Here is a 21,128-nt window from a genome sequence, read left to right as displayed (position 1 = left end):
TATGGAGTTTTCATTTTAGTACAAAATCAAGGGGACTCCAAAATATTTTTTGAAGTTTTATTTCAGATATAATTATTAGTAATAAAGTATTAGAAAATGTTATATTAATTTTCTGGATTTACAGTAGGAGTGCCCATGCCAAACTGACTTATTAGACCATCGCCAAGTTTCTGAAACTCTTCATTTTTTGCCATTTCTCTAACCTTTACGGGATCAAAATTCCCATTAAAATATAGAAAGGAACCTGTTGCTGTATTGTTATTATAAATAAGAATTTCTTTAACCGCATCTCGCTTTTCTCGTATAGAAACCACGTTGCGTTTTAACTCATTATTTTTTCGATAAACTTCAATAAATGAACTTCCAGTAATACCACTCATTTGCTTGTTTAGAAATTCGGTGCGCTCTGCTGTAGCACTTGGAAATTGCATGTAACGTAAATCTTTTGTACTCCCAATTAAAGAATTCATTTCTGGTGAAATATTACTTAGCATAGACAACATAAAATGTGGAACACGAACTGCAGTTACGTGATTATCATTCTTATGTGCTTCGTAAAAGGTGTCAATAGAATTGTAAGTTCCGCAAGAAGAAATTACAATGAGACTCAAAATTAAAAGTGCTCGCTTAATCATGGTTTAGTGTTTTAAGTTTGTTAAATATATGAAAACGTGTCTAATAGATACTTAACAACAAGCGTTCCAAACTGAATCTTCGGGTGGAGGAGCTAAAATATGTAGTGGTTCTTTTTTTACCGGATGTATAAAAGAGAGCCCTCGTGCATGTAGATGGATACTTCCGTTTTTGTTACTCCGGTCTGCGCCATATTTTAAATCGCCTTTAATAGTACAGCCAATTGCAGCTAATTGTGCACGAATTTGATGATGTCTACCGGTATGTAAATCAATTTCTAAAAGATAAAAATTGTCCAGTTTTTTTACTACTAAATAGTCTAAAATAGCCTTTTTGCTGTCGTCTACTTCTTTATTATGTGCGTATGATTTATTTTGTTTTGGATTTCTTTTAAGCCAATGAACAAGCGTGTTTTTTTGTTTTGGAGGATTATTTTTTACAATCGCCCAATACGTTTTTTTTGCAGTTTTTTCTGCAAAAAGTTTATTCATTCTGGTTAAGGCTTTCGAAGTTCTTGCAAAAACTACAATGCCCGATGTAGGTCGGTCTAATCGATGTACAACGCCTAAATACACTGCACCAGGCTTATTATACTTTATCTTGATATATTCTTTTACTACATCACTTAATGGTGTGTCTCCTGTTTTATCTCCTTGTACAATATCACCTGGTCTTTTATTTACGACAATTAAATGATTGTCTTCATAAATAACCAGCAAATTAGAGGCTATGGAAATAATTTTTTGCATCGCTAAATAATTTCTTTTTTAGTAATGATTGACAAAAATAAAATCAATAATACTCCAAAGGTTACAGAAACATCGGCCATATTAAATATGCCAGTTTTAAGTATTCCTATTTCGACAAAAAAGAAATCGGTAACCGAACCATGTGCAATTCTATCTATAAGATTGCCAATACCACCACCAATAACGCATGCAAATGCTAACGCCATAAAATTGTTTAAGTCTTTTTTTCTCAAAATTCTAAAAAGAAGTATTAATAAAACTAGAACTGGAATAGCTTGCAGAAATATTATTTTTAAAATAGGAGAGAGGTTACTTCCAAAACCTAGCATTGCTCCAGTGTTTTCAACATTTGTTAAAATGAAATTATCACCAATAAGTTGAATATATTCACTGGTCTCAACATTTTTTCTAACTGCCTCTTTTGAGATTTGGTCACAACCAATATTAAGCAATACCATAATAATTATTAGTACATTTCGTAAAACGGAATTTGAAGGCATGCTGAAAATTTTATGAGTAAGGTAATAAATTGATTATCCATAAGTATAATGGATAATTAATGCCATAATTCAATAAATTTGACGACTAATATTGTTCTTCGTCGTTAGGGAAATCTTTACTTTTTACATCGCCAACATATTGCGCAATGGCATTTCCCATATCTTCATATAGATTCATATATCGTCTCAAAAAGCGAGGATTAAATTCATGTGTCATTCCTAATAAATCGTGAATTACAAGTACTTGACCATCGGCGTGTTTACCGCCACCAATGCCTATAGTTGGAATTGAAATACTTTCGGAAACTTTTTTGGTTAAATCAGCTGGAATTTTTTCAACAACGATACTAAAGCATCCTAATCTCTCAAGTAATTTAGCATCTTCTATTAATTTTTCAGCTTCATCTTTTTCCTTAGCACGAACAGCGTAAGTACCAAATTTATAAATGGCTTGTGGTGTTAAACCCAAATGTCCCATTACTGGTATTCCTGCATTTAAAATCCTTTTAACCGATTCTTTAATTTCAATACCGCCTTCTAGTTTTACGGCATGGGCTCCACTCTCTTTCATTATTCGAATCGCAGAACGTAATGCTTCTTTAGGGTCGCTTTGGTAACTGCCAAAAGGAATATCTACTACTACCAAAGCTCTTTTTACAGCTCTTATTACCGATGAGGCATGGTAAATCATTTGGTCCAAGGTAATTGGTAAAGTAGTTTCATGGCCGGCCATTACATTACTGGCAGAATCACCAACTAAGATTACATCTACTCCCGCAGAATCAACAATTTTGGCCATGGAATAATCGTAGGACGTAAGCATGGAGATTTTCTCACCTTGCTGTTTCATTTCAACCAAAGATTTTACGGTTACTCTTTTGTACTCTTTTTTTGCAGTTGACATTAAGTTATATTTAGAAGGATAAAAATAAGTAAAAAGTTAAAGAATAATGAGGAAGTATTATTCTGTTATTTTTGAACGTCATTTATTTCAATTAAAATGAAAAACTATTTTACCATTATAGTAATATTCTTATGTTTTCAAGTTTTTGGTCAATCTGATGAAAAATTAGAAGTACAAGAATCGATTGAGAATTTTTTTATAGGTTTTCATGCCCAAGATTCTATTAAAATGAAAAGTATAGCAGCAGATGATCTAATATTACAAACAGTTGTTAAAGCTGTCAACGGAGAATACAAGGTGAAGACAGAAGAATTCAATAGTTTTCTTTTGAGTATTTCTAAAATACCAGAAAGCGTGAACTTTGAAGAAAAAATTTTAGATTATAATATTCAAATAGATGGTGGTATGGCTAATGCATGGACCAAGTATGAATTTTGGATTAATGATGAAATTAAGCATTGTGGTGTTAATTCCTTTCAACTACTGAAAGAAGGGGGGCGTTGGAAAATTATTTACTTAATTGATACTAGACGTAAGGAAGATTGTCAATGATTTTTCTATAGTAATTATAGGTTTTATTTAAAAGCTACTTTTACTTTTCTAGCGTAAAGGTGAATTTAGCTCCACTGCCTTTTTCTGAATTTACATTTATTTCGCCCCCACTTTTTTCTACTATTTTCTTTACAGTAGCGAGTCCAATACCATTACCGGAAACACCAAATTTATCTTTATGAGATAGCACATTAAATATTTCAAATATTTTTTCTTGGTTTTCAATAGCTATTCCCGGACCGTTATCTTCTACATAAAATTTGTAGTGTGTATCTGCATCTGTTAAACCTATTTCGATGTCAATTCTTTCCTTATCACTATACTTTATAGCGTTTGTAACAAGATTTATTAATACCTGTTCTAGTGCAGCTCTATTGGTACTTATTTCACTCATTGAACTTCTTATATTTAAATTCATTTCATTCTCAAAAGCGAAAAGCCCATTTATATCTTTCACTAAATCTTCAAGGTTAATCAGGGACTTTTTCTCAGATAAGACACTTTCACTTCTGCTATAATCTAATAATCCAGTTATTAATGTTCTAAGTTTTTCCGAAGACTTTGCCATTAAGTCGAGCATTTTATTTCCATCTTCATCTAACTTATCACCGTATTCTTTAATTAGTAACTGCGAAAATCCGTTTATATGGGTTAGTGGAGATTTTAAATCATGTGCTGCCAGAAAAGCAAAACGTTCTAATTCTTGATTTTTCTCTTCTAGATTCTCCTTAGTTTTTTCTAACGTAATCTTGGTCTTTCTAAGATTTAGAATATTCATTACCTGATTACCCAGAGCGGTTAATGAATAAATTTGACTCTGGCTTAGTAATTTCGGTTTATCATCAATTACGCATAATGTACCAATAGGTAGTCCATTATCACTTACTAATGGAACACCTGCATAGAATATTACCTTTGGACCACCGACTACCAATGGATTGTCATGAAAACGCTCATCTTGTCTAGCATCTTGCACTACAAGTACTTTGTCTTGGTCGTTTATAGCATGTGCACAAAAGGCTAAATCTCTTGGTGTTTCGGTAGCATCGAGGTTATGTTTAGACTTAAACCACTGACGGTCACTATCAATTAAACTAATTAAAGAGATTTTAGTTCCACATATTTCAGAAGCTATAGCAGTAATATTGTCATAGTCAGCTTCTGATATAGTATCCAGAATTGAGTAAGATTCAAGAGCCTCTATACGTTCTTTTTCCTGCTTATGCTCCTTTGGTTTTATCATTTTAGAATAACCCTTTTAATTAAAATATTTATAACGTACTATATTCCTATTTTTAAATATTCCATGATTGCTTGTGCTCCCATTAAAGCATTTTTTGGTCTTTCATGTTTTGCATCAAAAACCTTTAAATCATCGCTAGAAAGAATCGTTACATAGCTTTCATCAAAACCATCATCATACGGCGTATTATAAGGTAATTTTAAATGATGCTTAAAAAAATTATACGCTGCGGCCCTTTTAGAATACGCATAATCATGACGCTCAAGAGGCAGGTGTACATTCTCAACTCTATTTTCGGCATTATATTGTGCATATACCCTTTGAACATACGGGTATTCTATACGAGGCGTGTTGCTCGTCCAATCTCCGCCGTCTGAAATAAGTAGTAGTGGACGTGGTGCACACAAAGCAGCGATTTCGACATTATTAGTTTGATGGTTGGCACTCTGATGAACTGGCATTCCACTCTCACAAACACAACCTCCAAAAAAGTGAGCCGAAACTTGTACGGCTGGTATGGATACGCTTATTCTATCATCAATAGCAGTTAGCATAAATGTTTGGGTTCCTCCTCCAGAGCCACCAGTCATTCCAATTCTAGTGGCATCAACATCGGGTCTTGAGATTAAGTAATCTAATATTCGTTGACTATTATAGGTTTGAAGTAATAGTGCTATTGGCATTTTATGAATAGTTTGGTCGTTTTCACCATAACCTATCATATCATAAGCAAATACAATGGCACCCATTCGAGCTAAAACAGCCGCTCGTTTTTGAACGTAATGTGTAAAACGTTTATCGGCTAAATGACCATGTGGACTTAAAACTGCAGCATATTTCTCTTTATCACCAATTGGTCTGTACAAATTGCCAGAAATATAAAAACCCGGGAAGCTTTCAATGGCAATATTCTCTACAATATAACCATCCATTTCTCTAGTGTTGTGAATAATCGGATTAAAATTGCCAGTGATTTTTGGCATTTTTTCTAGTTGCATACCTTCAATAATACCCTGTTTTATTCGGTCTGCACGTTTTTCCCAAGATTCTAAATCATCCCATTCCGATGCAAATTTTTTCATCCCTACGTTTGCCTCATCTTCTGTCCAAAAATGACCTTGACAAAGCCTATTCTCTTGCGCAACTGATGTTACACTTATTAAAAAAAGTAATATGAAATTTAAATAATTTTTCATTTTGATAAGGGTGTAAAATTGAATGAATGAATTTAAGTTCTTTCTTTTATGATTACAAAAACTGTTGCATTAATCTTTTTAGCCTTGTTTATGTTAGCCAAGAAACCCCTATTCAAAAATTTTCAACTGTCAATGTCTGATATGGCACTAATTTAAACCGACATTTATTGATGAATGCGGTATATAAATCCAATGTTGCCATAAGAATTGAATTAATAATGACATCCTGTCAGTATTTTTGTCTTGGCATATTGTTTGACAATAGTGTTATGATTATAAAATAAACGCTAATTAAATACATATATAAATGAGCAAGATTATTGGAATAGATTTAGGTACAACCAACTCTTGTGTCTCCGTTATGGAAGGTAACGAGCCAGTGGTTATTCCTAATGCAGAAGGTAAAAGAACTACTCCGTCTGTAATCGCATTCGTTGAAGGAGGCGAGATAAAAGTTGGAGATCCTGCCAAAAGACAGGCAGTAACAAACCCAGAAAAAACAGTTTATTCAATTAAACGTTTTATGGGGAATAAATACTCGGAGTCTAGTAAAGAAGCTAAACGAGTACCTTATAAAGTAGTGAAAGGTGATAACGATACGCCTCGTGTTGATATCGACGGTAGATTATATACTCCGCAAGAATTATCAGCTATGATTCTTCAGAAAATGAAGAAAACTGCTGAGGATTATTTAGGGCAAGACGTGACAAGAGCTGTAATTACAGTACCAGCATATTTTAATGATGCACAACGTCAGGCAACTAAAGAAGCAGGTGAGATTGCAGGTTTAACTGTTGAGAGAATTATCAACGAACCTACAGCAGCATCTCTTGCTTACGGTATGGATAAAAAAGATACTGATCAGAAAATTGTTGTTTTTGATTTTGGTGGTGGTACGCATGATGTATCTATCCTTGAATTAGGAGATGGTGTATTTGAAGTATTGTCAACTGATGGCGATACACACTTGGGTGGTGATGATGTTGACCAAAAGATAATTGACTGGTTAGCTGAAGAGTTTAAAAAAGATGAAAGCATTGATCTTCGTGATGATGCTATGGCTTTACAACGTTTACGTGAAGCGGCAGAAAAAGCGAAGATTGAATTATCTTCTTCTGCACAAACCGAAATTAATTTACCATACGTTACAGCAACGGCAACAGGACCTAAACACTTGGTTCGTACATTGTCTCGTGCTAAGTTTGAACAATTGATTTCTGATTTAGTTGCACGTACTATTGAGCCATGCCAAACTGCTTTAAAAGCAGCTGGACTTTCAAAAAGTGATATTGATGAGATTATCTTGGTTGGTGGATCTACTCGTATTCCTGCTGTGCAAGAAGCTGTTGAGAAATTCTTCGGAAAAGCTCCTTCTAAAGGTGTAAACCCTGATGAAGTTGTTGCCGTAGGTGCCGCTATACAAGGTGGTGTTTTAACAGGAGATGTTAAAGACGTATTGTTATTAGATGTTACTCCTCTTTCATTAGGTATTGAAACTATGGGGAATGTTTTTACTAAATTAATTGAAGCCAATACAACGATTCCTACTAAGAAATCGCAAGTGTTTTCTACAGCTGCTGATAACCAGCCTTCTGTTGAAATTCATGTGTTGCAAGGTGAACGTGCAATGGCTGCTGATAACAAAACAATTGGACGTTTCCATTTAGATGGAATTCCACCATCACAAAGAGGTACGCCGCAAATTGAAGTAACTTTTGATATTGATGCAAACGGAATCATTAAAGTTTCTGCAACTGATAAGGCAACTAATAAAACACAAGATATTAGAATTGAAGCCTCTTCAGGTCTTACAGACGAAGAAATTAAAAAGATGAAGGCTGAAGCTGAAGCTAATGCGGAGTCTGACAAAGCTGCAATGGAAAAAGCAGGAAAGTTGAACGAAGCCGATAGCATGATTTTTCAAACTGAAAAGCAGTTGAAAGAATTTGGAGATAAATTATCTGACGATAAGAAAAAGCCAGTTGAAGAAGCTTTAGAAGAATTGAAAACAGCATTTGATACTAAAGATATAGCTGTTATTGAGCCTGCTTTAGAAAAAATCAATGAAGCTTGGAAAGTGGCATCTGAAGAAATGTACAAAGCGCAAGCTGAAGCAGAACAAGGTGGTGCAGCTCCTGAAGGAGAAGCTACTGCTGATGCTGCTGAAGGTGATAACGTTGAGGACGTTGACTTCGAAGAAGTAAAATAGAAATTAATTTCTATTTTAAATAAAAACCCGCAAGATTTGAATCTTGCGGGTTTTATAATTTTATAAAGTTTTGAGAATTACTTTAGTTTTAATTTTCTTGAAGGTTCTCTTCCATAGCCATTAACAATAATAGAATCTTTTGTGAAGTTCACGGTAGCAAAAGAAGTTGAATCATTTGTATCAACCATTCCTTTAAAATTTAAATAGTGAACACCATTTCTTTTTACATAGTCGCCCCTATGGTGATGCCCATTAAAATAAAATTTTACGTTTTCATATTTATCAATAAGCGATAAAAGCTGTTTGTAATTCCATAAATAAAGAGATTGTTCTTCACCAATTACAGGAAAATGACAATAGAATCCTACTAGTTCATTGTTTTGTTGGGCTAATTGTAATTCGTTCTCTACCCAAGATAATTGCTCGTTGCTAATACCACCATTCCATTCAACTAAATTGGGCATATCTTCCTTAGATAAAAGCTTAAAAATAGAATCGGTCTGTAGCTTCTTTTCTTCAGTTAAAGCACCATGCTTGCTTAGGTCGTTTCCATCTAAAATAATAAATCGCCAATTCTTTTTTACAACACTATAATAGCGGTTTGTAAGATTCATTTTTTCAAAAACAAATGGTTTTAATGAATCTGCTACACTAAAATCATGATTGCCTAATACATGGTATTTATCAGCTTTAAGACTATTCCAAATTGGAGCAACGGTATCGAAGCTTGTGAAATTTTTATCAATAAAATCACCTAAATGAATTGAATAATTTAAATCCTGACTATTAAAGATGTCTACAGCGTGTTGTAATCGCTCCGGAGATTTTTTATAAAAACGTACGCCAGCAGGTTCACAGTAACAGTATTGGCAGTCTGCAACTACACCAATAGTAAACGACTCAGGTTTCGGCTCTACTTCTTTTTTAGTTTTACAAGAACTAAGTATAAGTAGTAACAGCACTAAAAGATTCTGTTTTAACATGTTTTTTAAGTTTTATCAGGTATATATTTGTTGCTAAAGATACAAGTCAATATTTATTCAATAAAATTGAATACACTGCGTTCTATTTACTTAAATACAGTTTTAGCACGGTAATTGTTTCCATTTGAAGGAATAACAAATAATTTTACCATATGTATAATAGTCTTAAAATAATATTTATCTTTTTTGTTTTCAGCTTATTTAAGCTGTCTGCACAAGAAGCTCAGATTTTCAAAGTCGCAGATTTTGATTTGAAAGGGAATGTGAAGTCATGTCTAGTGGTTACTAAATATGGTAAAGAGGAGTATGAGTTTGATAAAAAAGGAAGATTAATTAAATCAGTAACGCGCTATAGTGATACGGATTATGATATTACCAGATATAAGTTTCAACAGAATCAACTAATAGAAAAGCGTACGGAAAACTATAGAGAAGGAAAATTTGACCCGGCTATTTCTTTTGGCAATTTTTATACTGTTGAACAATCGGAACCACGAATAGTGATTGAAAAAGTATTCTCATATGAAAAGGAATTCTTAGATAGCTACCAATATACTTATGATAACGAAGGTAAATTGATTGCAATTTTACATTCCGGAACAGATGGTGAAAATGAAACGGTCATTAAACATACACAGAAAGAAAATATCTCAGAAGAAGTTCATAGTCTAAATGGAGTAATTAAGAAAACTATAAAAGTTACTTCTAATGAAAATGAAAACACTAAAACAGAACGCACTACCGAGTATATGGATGGTGTTTCAACAGCAGCGCTTGAAAAGGTTTTTAAAAATGAGCAACTAATTTCTGAAACACAATTCATTTTTGATGCTAAAACAAAGAAACTAAAGCCTCAGGAAACAAAGAAAATTAGTTATGTGCAAAGTGGGGTTAAGAATAAAGTTATAACTATTGTTGGTAACTCAGAGACTTTACATCAATATATTTATCAGTTTGATAATGGAGATTCTGGAAACTGGGTAAAGGAAATTATTGCACCAGATAATTTATATACCACACGCAAAATCGAGTATTTTCCTGAAGAAAAAGTCACAAAGCCTGAGTAGTAGAATTTAAATTAATTCTGTAATCAGTTCCTTTTTAACTTCATGGCCACCATCAAAACGAATATATTTCGCTTTTTTATTAAATAGAATGTCTATTCTACTATACTCAGATTTCATTCGTTCAGCTGTTAAATATTCATCTTTATCACCTGTAATTATGCAAACCGCTGTTTTATTTTTTTCTAAGAATTCAAAATCATTAGCTTTTAATTCATTAGGTAAACCACCAGCATAACATACTAATTGCGCACATTTTATTTTTCTTTTAGCTACCCATCGTGTGGCTACTGAAACACCTTGCGAAAATCCGAAGACAATTAAATTAATATGAGGTGGTAAATTTTCATTTTGAATAACGGAATCAATCGAATTTAAAACATTTTCAATTTCTAGTTCAGTACTTTCTTTAGTTAACCAACTGGCACCTACATGCCTGTATTGGTTTTTTAAGTAATATTTAGAGGGTGCTTGTGGTGCTATGATATAATTTTCATCAGCTGAAAGTAAATCGAAAAAGTTGATAAAATATCGGCTTAAATAACCAATGCCATGAAAAACAACCCAAACATTTTTAGTTCTCGGTCCGAGTGTATTTAGGGTGCTATAAGTATTAGTGGTAGTGTAGGTATTCTGCTTTTCAATGCTACTCATATTTTAATTTCAAATTGCCTGGTCGGACTTCAATATATTTCGAATGGTAATAGTATTTTTACAAAAATTCAATTTTATGAATGAATTTCAAGAAAAGATACTCAAAATCTGTAACGAAACAACAAAAAATACTTTAATGGAAACTTTGGGTATTGAGTATGTGGATGTAGGTGCAGATTATTTAACAGCAAAGATGCCGGTTACACCAGCCGTACATCAACCAGATGGTGTCTTGCATGGTGGTGCTACGGCTGCTTTAGCAGAAAGTGTTGGAAGTGTTGCAGCTCATATTTTTTTAAACGCGCAAGATACGATGATACGTGGTACAGAAATTACAGCTAATCATGTTGGTGGTATTAGAGATGGGGTAGTGTATGCTACTGCAATTGCTATTCATAAAGGGCGTACTACACAACTGTGGGATGTAAAAGTTACTGATGGAGATGGAAAATTAATTTCATCTTGTAGACTATCAACGATAGCATTACCGAAAAAATAATATGTGGCAACGTATTGAAAAACAGTTGAGTGCTGAGCTTCCTTTAGTGGTTTATAGGAATCCAAGAGAATACGAAATTCATACAATTTTTCAGAAAGATGATGCGCTAAACTACGTCTCTGATTTTAGTGAATCAGGATTTGTATTTGCTCCGTTTGTATCAGAAAATGATACTGTACTGATTAATGTCGATGAATTGTTTAGTGAAGAATTCTCGCATACAAATGTGGAATCAAACATTACGGATATTCCAATCGATGCTAATACCGCACATGACTCATACATCACATTACTTAAAAAGACAATTCAGAAAATTGAATCGGGACTATTTAGTAAGGCAGTGCTTTCTCGTAATTTAATAGTTGAAAATACTACTTCACCGATAGCTCTTTTTAAAAGAATAGTTTCTTTGTATACTAATGCATTTTGCTATTTATGGTATCATCCCAAAGTGGGATTATGGTTAGGAGCCACACCTGAGATTTTACTGCAAACTAATAAAGATAAATTAACGACAATGTCTTTAGCAGGTACAAAAGCATATCAGGGTGAGAGTCAGCCCAATTGGGGCTCAAAAGAAATTGATGAGCAAGCTTTGGTTACAGAATTTATAATGAATGCATTAAAAGGTGAGGTTGACAATCTTAATAAATCTCAATTAGAGACTATAAAAGCAGGTGAATTACTTCACCTACGCACAAAAATTACAGGTACATTAAAATCAAATAAGTTGAATAATATTATTAATGCATTGCATCCTACGCCTGCTGTTTGTGGATTTCCAAAAAAAGACACAATGGAATACATATTAGAAAATGAATCGTATAATCGGGAATTTTATGCTGGTTTTTTAGGAGAATTAAATTTTGGGGATAATAAATCGACCACACTGTATGTGAATCTTAGATGTATGCAAAAAATTGATAGCATTATTAAAATTTATGTTGGGGGAGGAGTTACCAAAGATTCTAACCCAGAAAAAGAATGGCGAGAAACTGTAAATAAAAGTAGAACAATGTTGCGCGTGCTTTCTAATTAATAATTTTGGGTAGCATTATCGTGGGTCGTATTTTTGTATAGTACTCGTTCAAAACTTATGGATCAATCAAGTATACCCTCAGCTCAACTATTAGTTCAGCAATGCAAAGTTTACGGCATTAAAAATATTGTAATATCACCAGGTTCAAGAAATGCGCCACTTACTTTAAGTTTTACTGAAGATTCTTTTTTTAAGTGTTTTAGTATTGTTGATGAGCGAAGCGCAGCATTCTTTGCGTTGGGTATGGCACAACAACTAAAAGTGCCTGTAGCTACAATATGTACATCTGGTAGTGCTTTATTAAATTATTACCCAGCAGTAGCTGAAGCATTCTACAGTGATATTCCTCTTGTTTTGATTTCAGCTGACCGTCCTAGTTATAAAATTGATATTGGCGATGGTCAAACTATTCGACAAGACAATGTTTTTGATAGGCATATTGGTTATTCTGCTAATCTAAAATTAGATGTTTCACATGCTACTGATGAGATACAAAAGTACGCTCCTGAACTCTTAAATGAAGATTCTATCGTGGTTTCTCAGAATAAAGTAATCGATTTTAATAGTTGTGAGATTAGGAAGGCATTAACGATGGTAAGCTTAAAGACGATTCCCGTTCATATCAATATTCCTTTTGAAGAACCATTGTATGAAATGGTATTAAAAAATGATAATTCGTCAAAAATATCATTGCCAAAGGAAAGTGTAATCTTTGATTCTGATTTTGAAAAATATATTTCGATATGGAATAGTACCAACCGTAAATTGGTACTGGTAGGAACTAATCCTCCAAATGATATTGAACAAAAATATCTTGATGTCTTAGCGGCAGATAAATCGGTTATATTCCTAACTGAAACAACATCAAATCTACATCACCCTAGTTTTTTTACAAGTATAGATAGTATAATTGCGCCTATTGAAAAAGCAGAGAATAATGAGGAATTATTCAATTCTTTGCAACCCACAGTACTTTTGACATTTGGAGGGCTTATTGTCTCAAAAAAAATCAAAGCTTTTCTAAGAAAGCATAAACCGGATCATCATTGGCATATAAATTCTAAAAAAGCCAATGATACTTTTTTTAGTTTATCGCATCATTTTAAGATGCATCCGAATATTTTTTTCAGCAAATTTATTAAGCATGTACAACCAGTTCAGAGCGATTATTTTGAATTTTGGAAAGAAAGAAAGAACTATTACGAATTTAAGCGTGAAGAATATTTGTCATCAATTCCGTTTTCAGATATGTTAGCTTTTAAACATATTTTACAGTGTATTCCGAATGCTTATCAATTGCAATTATCAAATAGTTCTACAGTTCGTTATGCACAACTTTTTGATTTAAACTCATCGTTGAAAGTATTTTGTAATCGCGGTACTAGTGGTATTGATGGAAGTGTGTCTACTGCAGTAGGAGCTTCTATTTACAGTGAATCTCCAACATTATTGGTTTCAGGAGATTTAAGTTTTTTATATGATAGTAACGGTTTGTGGAACAACTATTTAAGGAAAGATTTACGTATTATAGTAATTAACAATGAAGGTGGAGGGATTTTTAGAATACTTCCTGGTCATCGTGAAACAGAAAATTTTCAGACCTATTTTGAAACACCACAAAAACTTCAAATTTCTCATTTGTGTAGCCTTTACAATTTGGAATTTATTACCGCAAATAATTTGGATAATCTTAAAAATGCATTGCCCGAATTCTTCTCACCAGCAGAAAAACCCAAGCTTTTAGAAATAAAAACACCGAAATCTATCAACAATCAAATTTTGCTCGATTATTTCGATTTCATATCTTAGCAATACATAACTATTAACATATTACTATAAACATTTATTAAACACTTAAATTATGAGTTCAAAAAGAGACGATTTAATCGTAAAGTATGTTGCAGATATCAAAGATAAATTTGGTGAAACACCAGATATGGATCTTTTAACAAAAGTAACAATTGGCTTAGGGCCAGCTATTTATAATCTTGATGCTTCTAAAGTTTCTGGAGGTGATCCAAAAGAATTGGAAACAGTTAAGAAAAACTATTTGATGAAAAAATTAGGTCTAGATGATAGCCCTAAATTAATGGAAGCCGTAAAAAGTGTTATGGATACTTATGGTTCTTCAAATAGAAATAAGCATCGTGCTGTTATCTATTATATGCTTTGCAAGCACTTTAAGAAAGCTGCAGTTTATAATAAATAGACTTTTATAAGTTAATAAGACCGTCAAGCATTTGTTTGACGGTTTTTTTTTGCGTAGAAATTAAAATATACCTTTGCAGCATGATTGAATTGGGTAATTACAATGAACTGGAAATCTTAAGAGATACCAGTGTCGGACTTTTTTTAGGAAGTGAGGGTGGAACAGAAATTTTACTACCAAACAAATATGTGCCAGAAACTTACGAGATTGGAGATATGCTTCGGGTATTTTGTTATCTGGATTATGAGGAAAGACCGATATCTACCAATATAGATCCATTCATAAAAAGAAATTCTTTTAGTTTATTGCGAGTCGCTGAAGTCAATCAATTTGGTGCCTTTTTAGACTGGGGCCTAGAAAAACATTTACTCGTTCCGTTTAGTGAACAACGAGATAAAATGAAAGAAGACCAATGGTATGTTGTTTTTTGTTATCTAGATGAGAAAACTTTTCGTCTTGTAGCTTCTAATAAGTTGGAAAGATTTTTAGACAATGAAAACTTGACCATTAAAGATGGTGATAAAGTAGACTTAATAGTTACTCGCTTAACCGATTTAGGGTGGGAGGTAATAATTAACGACGCTCATAAGGGACTTGTTTATGACAATGAGGTTTTTCAGAAAATTGCTATTGGAGATAAAATTAAAGGCTACATAAAAAATATAAGACCCGACAATAAAATTGATGTGTCATTACAGCCAATGGGCCTAGAAAGTTTGGAGCCAACTGCAGAAAAAATCCTTAATAAAATAGTTGAACGAAATGGTTTCTTACCACTGCATGATAAATCTAATCCTCAAGATATTTCAAAAGTACTTCAAATGAGTAAAAAATCTTTTAAAAAAGGAATAGGTGTTTTATATAAAGCTCGAAAAATTGAAATAAAAGAAGACGGTGTATATTTAATTTAAACACGTAATTGTTTTATTATCAGGCTTTACAAGGATATCTGTTTTTCAAATAATATTGACCACGAATTTATTAGGTTTTACCACTAAAATTTTTACTTTTACAACATTCTGTTATCTAGATTCAAAAACATTGATGTTATTTGGTTAACTTTATATGAAACCCTGTAAAACCTTGTAAACATGCCTTTTATAGAAGAAAGCGATTTATTAGAATTGCATAAGGATATTGATAAAGCTCAAATTATTAATGAGCGTTTATTAGATCAAATAAAAATTAAGAACAAAGAGTTGAAAACAAGTAAAATTCAACGAAATGTTCTTGGTGGTATTACGGCATTGTTTTTAGCAGGTACTTTAGCTGTTACGGGTTTAACAGCTGGCTTAAGTATGAACAAAAATTCATTTGAACAACAAAATAATCTTCTTGTTTCAATCGATAGTTTAGATGCTATTAAATCTAGAATTGATAACTTGAAACAGCAGAATGAAGAATTAAGCTTGGTTAATGATTTTTACTTGGCTAAAAAATTCTTAGAAAAAGAAACTATTTATTCGGTACAAGTAAAATCTTTTGTGGATAATAATGTTGCTCTCGCTTCTGAAGCATTAACCAATACGTTGTTTGTAAAAACAAATCCTTTTTACTCTTATTCTCTTGGTAATTTTGGCACCTTAGAAGAGGCACAAAAATTTAGAGCGGAATTAGTTGATATAGGTTTTCAAGACGCATTTGTTGCATCTTATAAAGAAGGCAAACGAATTCAAATAGAAGATCCTTATTAGTTTTGACGAAAATTAAGGCATGGTTAAATGCCGCTAGGTTACGTACATTACCACTATCTGTTTCAGGAATTATTGTGGGGACTGCTGTTGCAAAATATCATGGAAAAAGTGATTTAATAATTTTCATTCTAGCGCTATTGACTACAATCGGATTTCAAATTACTTCGAACTTCGCCAATGATTATGGCGATGGTGTAAAGGGTACAGATAATAATAATCGAATTGGCCCTAAAAGAGCTTTACAAGCTGGTCTACTTACCCGCAAAGAATTAAAGAGAGGTATTATTATTTCAATAATAGTTAGTTTGATATTTGTAGGTTGTTTAGTGTACGCGGCTTTTGGAAATCAGAAATTAGAATATATATTATTATTCTCTGTTTTTGGAATTTTAAGTGTTTGGGCTGCCATAAAATATACGGTTGGAGATACTGCATATGGATACAAAGGACTTGGAGATTTGTTTGTCTTTTTATTCTTCGGAATACTCGCAGTATTAGGCTCAATGTTTCTTTATACAAAATTTATAACCCTAATATCAGTATTGCCAGCAATAGCAATAGGACTACTTTGTACTGCAGTTTTAAATTTAAATAACCTTAGAGATTATGAAACTGATAAGAAATCTCAAAAGAATACGTTAGTAGTAATGATGGGGTTTGAAAATGGAAAGAAATACCATTATTTATTATTGATTATTTCTTTTCTCTGTACGGTTGTTTTTATGGCCATGAGCTTTAGTAATTGGCTTCTATATCTACCTTTAATAGCATTTGTGTTCATTTTCGTACATTTGTTTAAGGTGTATAATATCAAAGAACCAGTATTGTTAGACCCTGAGCTAAAGAAATTAGCCTTAAGTACTTTTTTCTTAGCTGTACTGATTTTTATCAGCTGTTATTATAAAATCTAAATTGAAATGCTAACTAACCACCTAAACGCCCTACATCTTGGAACAACCAATTAGAATTCTTATCGTTGAAGACAACGTTATTATAGCTGATGATATGCAATCTATGCTTGAAGAGATTGGCTATGAAATCGTTGATAATGTAATAGTGTACGAACAGGCAGAAGAAGTGTTAAAAACAAAAGAAGTTGACCTTGTGTTAATTGACATAATTCTTGCTTCTGATAAAACCGGAATTGACCTAGGTAAACATATTCGAGAGAATTACGACATCCCTTTTATTTTCGTAACATCTAACTCGGACCGTGCAACAGTAGAAAACGCCAAAACTGTTAAACCTAATGGATATCTGGTAAAACCATTTGAGCAACAAGATTTATATACTTCTATTGAAATTGCACTTTCAAATTTTATTCATTCGCCAAAAGGGGAGAATGGTGAAAGTACTCCAGCTCCTGTTGCAGACGGACCAATGTCTAATGCTGTATTAAAAGATTCCATTTTTGTAAAAAAACAACATTTATATTATAGAATACAATTTGGAGACATACAGTTTATTAAAGCAGACAATGTTTATTTGGAAGTAAATACAGTTGATAAAAAATTCTTAGTCCGATCTCCATTAAAAGACTATTTGGAAAAATTGCCTAAGAATAAATTTTATAGAGCGCATAAATCTTATATTGTTAATGTGGATCATATTGATGCTATTAACTCTAAGGATATCATGATAAATGAAACGCTAATTCCTATTTCAAAAGATTTTAAAGAATTTATTATTTCTGCAATGAATTCTTAGTTTTAATAATTAGGAGATACAAAAAAGGTGCTTATAAAGCACCTTTTTTGTGTTTTAGATATTTGATCTTCGATGATGTAAATTGTATTCAGAAATATATTTCGTAAGTAAATACTTATTTTATAAGTAGGAATAGTAAATGTTTAAAATTTATTCAATTCGATTAAATGCTTAATTAATCGATGAAATACTGCTTTTTACCCATTAAGTATTCTTAACCACAAAAAAGGGCACTTACGCAACAAATAAAAAATGAAATTTTGTTGAAACAGTAATTTTGTCATAATAGAAAGGGTACAAATACTTTTTTCAAAGTATTTAAAAGCACTTTTATATATCGAGAATTCAATTAAACCTGCTATGAAAATGATGGAAAAACGAATATCATGGTAAAACAACGTTTTTAATTGAAAATTATATGTCAAAAACGTTATTTGGCGACAACAAATATTAAGACAAAGCGTTGAATTATATAATGTTTTGCATTGTTCCGTTCACTAAACCATGAAGAAATTACTTTTCAAAATTCTTTGCTCTGCCATACTATGCAGTCTTTCTGTTTCGACACTGCGTGGTCAGGAAATAGAGGTGCCCGAAGTTAATTCGTATAATAGCTTTATAAAACTTAAGGGTGCTACAGAACGATTCACTTTTTTCTTCAATACTTCAAATAGATATCATGCCTATTCTGCATATGATTGGATAGATAGAGTAAATGAGTATGCTCACAATGCAGAAAAGGATAGAGATTCAACTGCAATACGAAATTACAAGCTAATACAGGCTCAGATTTACCATGATTTAGGTGATTTTGATAGAGGCTTAGCAATTGCTAAAGAAGTATATAAAAATATAGATGGTTTAGATATAAGCCAAAAAACTATATTGCTAGATATTATGGATCAAACATATGGTCAGTTAGAACTATATGATGATCAAATGAATGTTCGTGAGAAAAAGAAGGAATCTGGTATTATTGAAAATGTATATTTCTATGACATCTATGCTAATTTGGGAATGTTTAAAGCAGCATTAGATGATTATTATGATAAGATAAAACCAAACTTAGATGATACAAATTCTTATGAACAGGCTTATTTTTATAATAACGTAGGCAACTTTTTAAGATTAGATAACTCCACTCCAACTGCTTTGAGCAATTATAAAAAGGCCTTCGGTTATATAGAGGTTTATATCAATGATTTTATGTTGGATAAAACCGAAAAAAGTGAAACTCAAGGGCTTTTATTAAAAGGAATTATTGAGGGAAATATTGGTAAATGTCATGCTCAAATGAAAAATTATGAGTTAGCCATACCGAAACTTGAAAACAGCTTAGAATTTATAAAAAAGCATAGCGCTGGTAAATATTCGAAAGATTATATCGAAAATACGCTGGCTATTGCAGATTGTTATATACAATTAAAAAACTTCGAGAAAGCAACGGATTATTTAAGCGATAATTTAGATATTAAAAGAACAAAAGATGTTTTAAAAAAGAATGTTCTTTTTGCTGCTTATTATGAAAAAACAGGTGACTATAGAAATTCTACGCAGTACTTAAAAAGAAATCTTCGGATTCACGATTCTATTGCCGTAAATAAATCTGAAGTTCAAAAACAGATGTTAGCGTCTGTTATGGGACGAGATTTTAAGAATAACCAAACGATGATATCTAATCAGCGTGCATTATTAGAACAAAGTAGAAATGAACTGGATGCTAAAGAAAAACGTAATGAATATGTAATTATATTTTTAGTATTTACATTACTTTTCTTGGCAGGTCTTGTATATGCTTACATGAGAAGTATTAAAAACCAGCGTCTAATTGCAAAACAAAAAGGTATTATAGAAAATGCGCTTGTTGAAAAAGATTCATTGCTAAAAGAGATTCACCACAGGGTTAAAAACAACCTGCAAATGGTTTCTAGTTTATTAAGCTTGCAAACTAAGAATACAAGAAGTAAAGCTGCAATAGAGGCACTTGAAGAGGGTAAGAGTAGGGTAAAGGCAATGGCACTAATTCATCAGAAGTTATACCAACATGATGACCTTTCTGTAATTGAAATGCAAGGTTATATAGAGAGTTTAATTAATAGTGTGCAATCGGTTTATAAAAAAGGTGGCCACAATATTAATATTACAATTGATGCAGAAGGAGTAGAATTGGATATTGATAGAGCTATTCCGTTTGGTTTAATGCTTAACGAATTGGTATCTAACTCTTTTAAGTATGCGTTTCCAAATGACGAAGAAAACGGTAAAATTTATATTCATTTAAGACGGACAAAAGGTGAAGAAGGTTTCTTTGAATATACTGATAATGGAATCGGTCTTCCTGAAGATACAGACGAACGTGCCAATAGTTCAATGGGCTTGCGTTTAATGAATCGTTTGGCAAATCAATTGCAAACTGTTCTAAATGTTGACAAAGGGGTTGAAGGCGTTCGCTTTTGGTTCAACTTTAAATAGTTTATTTAACAGTGCTTCTTAAAACTACACGGTGCAAAAGCTTTGGAAAAAATCGTTTCAAATAGATTCCCATTCTTTCTTTTCTAGCTATATAGGCTTCAAACTTTTTATTTTCTATCGCCTTAATCATAGCTATTGAAAATTTTTCAGCAGAAATACCATTCGCAGTAGCAGTATCATTTTTCTCTTGTAAGTTACCATCTCCTGTTAATGCATTTTTGGCAACATTAGTGTTTACGAATCCCGGGCAAATTAAAGTTACAGCAACTCCGTCCTTTTCATGTTCCATTCGAAGTACATCAAAAAAGCCATGAAGCGCATGCTTAGCACCGCAGTATCCTGAACGGTAAGGGGATCCAAATTTCCCCATTAAGCTAGTCACCGTTACAAAATGACCCGTTCTATTTTCAATAAAATATGGTAAAATGGCCTTTGTTAACGCTACGGTGCCTAGGTAATTTACATCTATCAATTTCTTGTAAACACCAATATCGGTATCAACAATTAAAGAGCGCTGGCTAATTCCAGCATTATTAATTAGAATATCAATTTTTCCAAATATTTTTAAAGCTTCAATTGTCTTGTCTTTTGCCTCATTAATTTCCGCTATATCCATTGCTAGTTCTGCAATATTATCTTTATGAACGCAATTATTTTTTACGCGATTCAGTTCACTTAATCGTCTTGCGGAGATTATTATTTTGCAGTCTTTTTTGTCCAAAGCGTAAGTTAATGCTTCGCCGATACCCGAAGAAGCACCGGTTATCCAAATTGTCTTTTTGTCAATCCTTGTCATTTGTAACGTTTAGTACCGTAAAATA

The 21,128-nt window shown here is 32.5% G+C and carries 21 protein-coding genes; 12 read left to right on the top strand and 9 right to left on the bottom strand.

The window, feature by feature from the left end; translation table 11 throughout:
• Nucleotides 1-104: 104 nt before the first annotated feature.
• The 4 genes from UH7x_RS19380 to panB form a co-directional block, all read right to left on the bottom strand.
• Nucleotides 105-635, bottom strand: coding sequence for a DUF4252 domain-containing protein (locus UH7x_RS19380; protein WP_482361577.1), 531 nt, complete (start codon nt 633-635; stop codon nt 105-107).
• 51 nt (nt 636-686) lie between these two features.
• Nucleotides 687-1,382 (bottom strand): RluA family pseudouridine synthase, encoded by a 696-nt coding sequence (locus UH7x_RS19375; protein WP_482361576.1) that lies wholly within the window; start codon nt 1,380-1,382, stop codon nt 687-689.
• A gap of 2 nt (nt 1,383-1,384) precedes the next feature.
• The gene (gene lspA / locus UH7x_RS19370) at nt 1,385-1,882 is read right to left on the bottom strand and encodes a signal peptidase II (protein ID WP_482361575.1); all 498 of its coding nucleotides are present in this window, start codon (nt 1,880-1,882) and stop codon (nt 1,385-1,387) included.
• 85 nt (nt 1,883-1,967) lie between these two features.
• Nucleotides 1,968-2,786 carry a 3-methyl-2-oxobutanoate hydroxymethyltransferase gene (panB, locus tag UH7x_RS19365; protein ID WP_482361574.1) on the bottom strand — a complete coding sequence of 273 codons (819 nt, stop codon included), beginning with the start codon at nt 2,784-2,786 and terminating at the stop codon, nt 1,968-1,970.
• A 96-nt stretch (nt 2,787-2,882) separates the two neighbouring features.
• Between panB and UH7x_RS19360 the strand changes: the two genes are divergently transcribed.
• Complete coding sequence (locus UH7x_RS19360) at nt 2,883-3,338, top strand: nuclear transport factor 2 family protein (RefSeq protein WP_482361573.1); 456 nt, start codon at nt 2,883-2,885, stop codon at nt 3,336-3,338.
• 40 nt (nt 3,339-3,378) lie between these two features.
• On the opposite strand, the gene UH7x_RS19355 is transcribed toward UH7x_RS19360, so the two are convergent.
• Nucleotides 3,379-4,581 carry a sensor histidine kinase gene (locus UH7x_RS19355; RefSeq protein WP_482361572.1) on the bottom strand — a complete coding sequence of 401 codons (1,203 nt, stop codon included), beginning with the start codon at nt 4,579-4,581 and terminating at the stop codon, nt 3,379-3,381.
• A 38-nt stretch (nt 4,582-4,619) separates the two neighbouring features.
• Nucleotides 4,620-5,777 carry an alpha/beta hydrolase gene (locus UH7x_RS19350; RefSeq protein ID WP_482361571.1) on the bottom strand — a complete coding sequence of 386 codons (1,158 nt, stop codon included), beginning with the start codon at nt 5,775-5,777 and terminating at the stop codon, nt 4,620-4,622.
• A 307-nt stretch (nt 5,778-6,084) separates the two neighbouring features.
• On the opposite strand from UH7x_RS19350, the gene dnaK reads away from it, so the two are divergent.
• The gene (gene dnaK / locus UH7x_RS19345) at nt 6,085-7,986 is read left to right on the top strand and encodes a molecular chaperone DnaK (protein WP_482361570.1); all 1,902 of its coding nucleotides are present in this window, start codon (nt 6,085-6,087) and stop codon (nt 7,984-7,986) included.
• A 77-nt stretch (nt 7,987-8,063) separates the two neighbouring features.
• Here the strand turns inward: dnaK and UH7x_RS19340 are convergent, their stop codons facing one another.
• Nucleotides 8,064-8,969, bottom strand: a complete 906-nt coding sequence (locus UH7x_RS19340; protein ID WP_482361569.1) for a metallophosphoesterase — start codon at nt 8,967-8,969, stop codon at nt 8,064-8,066.
• A gap of 152 nt (nt 8,970-9,121) precedes the next feature.
• Between UH7x_RS19340 and UH7x_RS19335 the strand changes: the two genes are divergently transcribed.
• Nucleotides 9,122-10,036, top strand: a complete 915-nt coding sequence (locus UH7x_RS19335) for a hypothetical protein (RefSeq protein WP_482361568.1) — start codon at nt 9,122-9,124, stop codon at nt 10,034-10,036.
• A 6-nt stretch (nt 10,037-10,042) separates the two neighbouring features.
• On the opposite strand, the gene UH7x_RS19330 is transcribed toward UH7x_RS19335, so the two are convergent.
• Entirely contained in the window at nt 10,043-10,687 is a 645-nt protein-coding gene (locus tag UH7x_RS19330) for an alpha/beta hydrolase (RefSeq protein ID WP_482361567.1), read from the bottom strand.
• A gap of 76 nt (nt 10,688-10,763) precedes the next feature.
• Between UH7x_RS19330 and UH7x_RS19325 the strand changes: the two genes are divergently transcribed.
• From UH7x_RS19325 to UH7x_RS19285, 9 genes are all read left to right on the top strand, one after another.
• Nucleotides 10,764-11,186, top strand: a complete 423-nt coding sequence (locus UH7x_RS19325; RefSeq protein WP_482361566.1) for a PaaI family thioesterase — start codon at nt 10,764-10,766, stop codon at nt 11,184-11,186.
• 1 nt (nt 11,187) lies between these two features.
• On the top strand, nt 11,188-12,225 hold the full coding sequence (locus UH7x_RS19320) for a chorismate-binding protein (protein ID WP_482361565.1): 1,038 nt from the start codon (nt 11,188-11,190) through the stop codon (nt 12,223-12,225).
• Nucleotides 12,226-12,282: 57 nt separating this feature from the next.
• The gene (menD, locus tag UH7x_RS19315) at nt 12,283-14,034 is read left to right on the top strand and encodes a 2-succinyl-5-enolpyruvyl-6-hydroxy-3-cyclohexene-1-carboxylic-acid synthase (protein WP_482361564.1); all 1,752 of its coding nucleotides are present in this window, start codon (nt 12,283-12,285) and stop codon (nt 14,032-14,034) included.
• A gap of 52 nt (nt 14,035-14,086) precedes the next feature.
• Nucleotides 14,087-14,434: a DUF2853 family protein gene (locus UH7x_RS19310; protein WP_482361563.1), complete on the top strand. Its 348-nt coding sequence runs from the start codon at nt 14,087-14,089 to the stop codon at nt 14,432-14,434.
• Nucleotides 14,435-14,514: 80 nt separating this feature from the next.
• Complete coding sequence (locus tag UH7x_RS19305; RefSeq protein WP_482361562.1) at nt 14,515-15,345, top strand: CvfB family protein; 831 nt, start codon at nt 14,515-14,517, stop codon at nt 15,343-15,345.
• A gap of 180 nt (nt 15,346-15,525) precedes the next feature.
• Nucleotides 15,526-16,128, top strand: a complete 603-nt coding sequence (locus tag UH7x_RS19300) for an SPOR domain-containing protein (protein ID WP_482361561.1) — start codon at nt 15,526-15,528, stop codon at nt 16,126-16,128.
• 2 nt (nt 16,129-16,130) lie between these two features.
• Nucleotides 16,131-17,039 carry a 1,4-dihydroxy-2-naphthoate octaprenyltransferase gene (gene menA, locus UH7x_RS19295; protein ID WP_482361560.1) on the top strand — a complete coding sequence of 303 codons (909 nt, stop codon included), beginning with the start codon at nt 16,131-16,133 and terminating at the stop codon, nt 17,037-17,039.
• Between the two features lie 37 nt (nt 17,040-17,076).
• Complete coding sequence (locus UH7x_RS19290; protein WP_482361559.1) at nt 17,077-17,835, top strand: LytR/AlgR family response regulator transcription factor; 759 nt, start codon at nt 17,077-17,079, stop codon at nt 17,833-17,835.
• Nucleotides 17,836-18,339: 504 nt separating this feature from the next.
• On the top strand, nt 18,340-20,307 hold the full coding sequence (locus UH7x_RS19285; RefSeq protein ID WP_482361558.1) for a histidine kinase dimerization/phosphoacceptor domain -containing protein: 1,968 nt from the start codon (nt 18,340-18,342) through the stop codon (nt 20,305-20,307).
• Between the two features lies 1 nt (nt 20,308).
• Here UH7x_RS19285 and UH7x_RS19280 read toward each other — a convergent pair whose 3' ends face one another.
• A complete protein-coding gene (locus UH7x_RS19280) occupies nt 20,309-21,103 on the bottom strand; it encodes an SDR family oxidoreductase (RefSeq protein ID WP_482361557.1) in 795 nt (264 codons plus the stop codon).
• Nucleotides 21,104-21,128: the final 25 nt, after the last annotated feature.

Source organism: Aurantibacter sp. UH7, from assembly GCF_056839165.1.
Note: the sequence above shows the minus strand (reverse complement) of the source record. Positions and strands in the feature narration are given on the sequence as shown.